The sequence below is a fragment of the Streptomyces carpinensis genome, assembly GCF_002154505.1.
In the GTDB taxonomy this organism is placed as follows: Bacteria; Actinomycetota; Actinomycetes; order Streptomycetales; family Streptomycetaceae; genus Streptomyces; species Streptomyces carpinensis.
Genome location: NZ_MUBM01000346.1, coordinates 472 through 3,710 on the forward strand (window position 1 = coordinate 472; position 3,239 = coordinate 3,710).

The 3,239-nt window shown below is 74.2% G+C and carries 1 protein-coding gene; it reads right to left on the reverse strand.

From position 1 onward, the window contains the following. Positions 1-3,036 (reverse strand): type I polyketide synthase (locus BZY54_RS37545; protein WP_425276353.1); only part of this gene is annotated, 3,036 nt, incomplete at its 3' end. Positions 3,037-3,239 lie beyond the last annotated feature (203 nt).

The window sequence follows — 3,239 nt, forward strand, 5'->3', positions numbered from 1 at the left end:
GTAGGTGGGCAGGTCGACGCGGCGCGGATGCGCCCCCTCGTACAGCGCGGACCAGTCGACGGCCGCGCCGCGGGCGTGCGCGAGGGCGACGGCGCACAGGGTCTCGTGGACGTCGTCCTTGCCGGCGCGCAGCAGCGCGGCGAACGCGGTGGTGTCGGCGGCGGCATCCGGCAGGCAGTCCTGGCCGACGGCGCTGAGGACGGCGTCGGGGCCCAGTTCGAGGAAGGTGCGTACGCCGCCCTGGCGGGTGAGCCAGTCGATGCCGTCGTGGAAGCGGACGGCCTCGCGCACATGCCGGACCCAGTGGTCGGGGGAGCACAGCTCCTCGGCGCCGGCGAGGCGGCCGGTGAGCGTGGACACCACGGGGATGCGCGGCGACCGGTAGGTGAGGATCGTGGCGATGCGACGGAACTCGTCGAGCATGGGCTCCATGAGCGGCGAGTGGAAGGCGTGGCTGACGCGCAGCCTCTTGGTCTTGCGGCCCCTTGCGGCGAAGGTCTCGGCGAGCGCCAGAGCGGGTGTCGTGGCGCCCGAGATCACCACGGACCGCGGTCCGTTGACGGCGGCGATCCCGACCTCGCCGGTGAGCAGCGGCCGCACCTCGTCCTCGGTGGCCTCGAGCGCGACCATCGCGCCGCCCTCGGGAAGGGCCTGCATGAGGCGGCCGCGGGCGGCGACGAGGGTGGCGGCGTCCTCCAGGTCGAGCACGCCGGCCGCGTGCGCGGCGGTGATCTCGCCGATGGAGTGTCCGGCGAGGTAGTCGGGCCGTACGCCGAGGGACTCCAGCAGCCGGAACAGGGCCACTTCGACGGCGAACAGGGCGGGCTGGGCGTACCGGGTCTCGTCGAGCAGCGCGGCGTGCGCGGAGCCCTCCGGTGCGAACAGTACGTCCCACAGGGACACCTCGAGTTGCAGGTCGAGATAGCCGATGGCGTCGGCGAGTGCGTCGGCGAACACCGGGAACGCGCCGTACAGGGCACGGCCCATGGCGAGCCGCTGACTGCCCTGCCCGGTGAAGAGGAACGCGAGCCGTCCCGCCGGGGCGGCCCCGGTCCGCGCGTCGGCGCAGGTGGCGCCGTCGGCGATGGCCCGCAGCGCGGTCAGCAGCCGGTCCCGGTCGTCGGCGACCACGACGGCCCGGTGCTCCAGGGCGGCCCGGGTGGTCCCGAGCGAGAACCCGAGGTCGGCGGGCGAGAGGTCGGGCGCCCCTTCGACGAACGCGGCCAGCCGCTCGGCCTGCGCCCGCAGCCCCGCCTCGGACCGCCCGGAGACCGACAGCAGGGCGGGCCGCTCGCCCTCGGCCTCGTCGCGGGCCGGCTGCCCGGTGTCCTCGGCGGGCGGTTCCTCCAGGATCAGGTGGGCGTTGGTGCCGCTGACGCCGAAGCCCGAGATGCCGACGCGGCGGGGGCGGGCGGTGTCGGCCGGCCAGGGCACCGGGTCCGTGAGCAGGCGTACCGTGCCCGCCGACCAGTCGACATTGGGGGTGGGCTCGTCGACGTGCAGGGTGCGCGGCAGGATGCCGTGCCGCATCGCCATGATCAGCTTGGTGATGCCGGCGACGCCGGCCGCGGCCTGGGTGTGGCCGATGTTGGACTTCACCGAGCCCAGCCACAGCGGCTGTCCGTCCGCGCGGTCCCTGCCGTAGGTGGCGATCAGAGCCCCGGCCTCGATCGGGTCGCCGAGCGTCGTGCCGGTGCCGTGGGCCTCGACCGCGTCGACCTCGTCCGGGGTGAGCCCCGCGTCGGCGAGGGCCTGGAGGATGACGCGCTGCTGTGCGGTGCCGCTGGGCGCGGTCAGGCCGTTGCTGGCGCCGTCCTGGTTGATCGCGGAGCCCCGGACGAGCGCGAGCACGGGGTGTCCGTTGCGGCGGGCGTCGGACAGCCGCTCCACGACGAGCAGTCCCGCGCCCTCGGCGAAGCTGGTGCCGTCTGCGCCCGCCGCGAACGCCTTGATCAGACCGTCGGGGGCGAGCCCGCGCTGCCTGCTGAACTCGGTGAACAGGCCCGGGGTGCTCAGTACCGTGACGCCACCGGCCAGCGCCAGGTCGCACTCGCCGCGCCGCAGCGACTGCACGGCCAGGTGCAGGGCGACCAGCGAGGAGGAGCAGGCGGTGTCGACGGTGAGCGCCGGCCCTTCGAGGCCGAGGGTGTAGGCGACACGGCCCGAGGCGACGCTGAGGGCTCCGCCCGTGACGAGGTAGCCGGTGAGGCTCTCGGGCGCGTCCTGCACCCGGGTGCCGTACTCGGTGGGGCCGGCACCGACGAAGACGCCGGTACTGCTGCCGCGCAGCGAGCCGGGGTCGATGCCGCCGCGCTCCAGGGCCTCCCAGGCGGTCTCCAGGAGCAGCCTCTGCTGGGGATCCATGGCGAGCGCCTCGCGCGGGCCGATCCCGAAGAACTCGGCGTCGAACTCGGGTGCGTCGTAGAGGAATCCGCCGACCCGGCTGTAGCAGGTGCCGGGCTTGTCGGGGTCGTCGTCGAAGAGGGTGTCGAGGTTCCAGCCGCGGTCCTCGGGGAAGGCGCCGACGGCGGTGCGGCCCTCGGCGAGAAGCTCCCACAGTTCGTCGGGGGTTCGCAGGCCGCCCGGGAAGCGCATGCCGAGACCGACGACGGCGATGGGATCGTCGTCGTCACCGCTCGCCCGCCGGCTGCGCCCGCTGACGGGTTCGGTGCCCGTGCCGAGGAGTTCGGCGCGCAGATGCCCGGCGAGCAGTTCGGGGCTGGGGTGGTCGAAGGCCGCGGTCACCGGCAGATGCAGTCCCGTGGCGGCGTTGAGCCGGGCGTGCAGTTCGACCAGGCCGACGGAGTCGAGGCCGAGTTCCTTGAAGGAGCGGCCGGTATCGGTGACGGTCCCGGTGTCCGGCCGGGTCGTGGCGCGCAGCACGTCTGCGGCCTGCGCGCACACCAGATCGAGGAGGATGCGCCCCTGCTCGGTCTCCGGCAGGCCTGCCAGCCGGTGGGCGAGTCCGGCTCCCGGCCGGGCCTCCGCACCGGACAGGGGATCAGCGTCAGGAACGAAGCCCGCGGACATCTGCACGCTCCAAGCTCGGTGTCGTTTGCTGTGGGCTGACTCAGCCACGAGGTCTTCGCACGCTAGGTCGGGCCCGATTCGTGACGACACCCCTAACCACCCCGGCTGTTTGCCCCGTCGGACCTGGGCCGCGGTCACGTCGCAGGGCCGCGCGGCCGGGGTCGGTCCGGCACTTTTCCCAGCGTGCGGACGGGTTGGGGGCCGATGGG